The organism is Synechococcus sp. R8-2 (assembly GCF_047461715.1).
Classification (GTDB): domain Bacteria; phylum Cyanobacteriota; class Cyanobacteriia; order Thermostichales; family Thermostichaceae; genus Thermostichus.
The window spans coordinates 1-1,294 of sequence record NZ_JANSHQ010000709.1 but is presented as its reverse complement, the minus strand read 5'-3'; the positions used below and the strand labels follow the sequence as shown (position 1 = coordinate 1,294).

General features: G+C 60.0%; 1 protein-coding gene. It reads right to left on the bottom strand.

Annotation, left to right across the window (positions count from 1 at the left end; translation table 11 throughout):
• Window positions 1-58 precede the first annotated feature (58 nt).
• Window positions 59-1,093, bottom strand: a complete 1,035-nt coding sequence (gene hemH / locus NW819_RS14095) for a ferrochelatase (RefSeq protein WP_414414130.1) — start codon at window positions 1,091-1,093, stop codon at window positions 59-61.
• Between the last annotated feature and the right edge of the window lie 201 nt (window positions 1,094-1,294).

The following is a 1,294-nucleotide window of genomic DNA, read 5'->3' as shown; positions in this document are numbered from 1 at the left end:
CGTCAGCGTTGCAGAGCAACAATGAGCAGAGCAACAATGAAATGCCTGGCGTTCTTCCCTACCGCTCCAGCAGCGAGCCGCCCACAGCAGCAGGGACAAAGGCAGGAGCTGCCAAGCCCGGAGTGAGCAGATGAGGCCGCACCAGCGCCGCCAAGCCGGCAATGAACAGAGGGTCGGCATTCAAGGCGGGCACACGGCGAAAATCGGCAATCCCAGCTCGATGGGCCAGCTCCCGATACTCGATGTCAATCTCCTGCAGGGTCTCGATGTGCTCCGACACAAAGCTAATCGGCACCACCAGCAACTGCTTCACACCTCGGGATCCCAACTCCAGGATGACCCGTTCGGTATAGGGTTGCAGCCACCGCACCGAACCCACCCGGCTTTGATAGGAGAGGGTGTGGTCATTGGGGCGTCCCACCTGCTTCCAGATCAGCCGCACGCAGGCTTCCATTTCCCGTTGGTAGGGATCCCCGGCCTCGGTGACATAGCTTTCGGGAATGCCATGGGCGCTGAACAGCACATGCACCCCCTCGGGAGCGGCAAACCCATCCAACTGTTCCCGAATCCCTCTGGCCATCGCCTGCACATACTGGGGCTGATCGTACCAAGAGCAGATCTGGCAGCGCTCGATGTGGGCCAGCTCCGGATCCTCAGCCCAGAGCCGATCCAGCAGCTTAAAGCTGGATCCCGTCGTGCTGATGGAATACTGCGGGTAGAGTGGCAGCACCACCAAGCGGGTGATCCCATCCGACTTGATCTGTTGCACCACCGACTCGATCAACGGATGCCAGTAGCGCATGGCAACATACACCGGCACGTCATAGCCCTCAGCCACCAGGTGGGCCTGCAGTTCTCGCGCTTGCTCAGCAGTAATGCGCCGCAAGGGGGATCCCCCCCCAATGGCCGCGTAGTTGCGGCGGGATTTTTCGGCCCGCAGCGTGGAGATGGCCCAGGCGAAGGCCCGCTGCAAGAAGGGAAACGGCAGCCGGATCAGCTCGGGATCGGCAAACAGATTGTAAAGAAAGGGCTGCACATCAGCCTGGGTCTCTGGCCCCCCCAAGTTCAGCAGGAGCACGCCGCTTTTGGACATAACAAAGCTCATTGCGTTGGCGGTGCGGAGCACCATGTTCTTCTTTATCCACTGTAGGGGCTCTTATCCCCCAGCGGGAAAGTGACCTTAAGTTTTTTTGCAGTCTTTCTCAGCTTTCCCCTCACCCCAGGAGAAACCACCCGATCGCAATCTCACCCAAACCCACAAGTCCGATCTGGGGACTCCGTCCCGCTGTCGCGA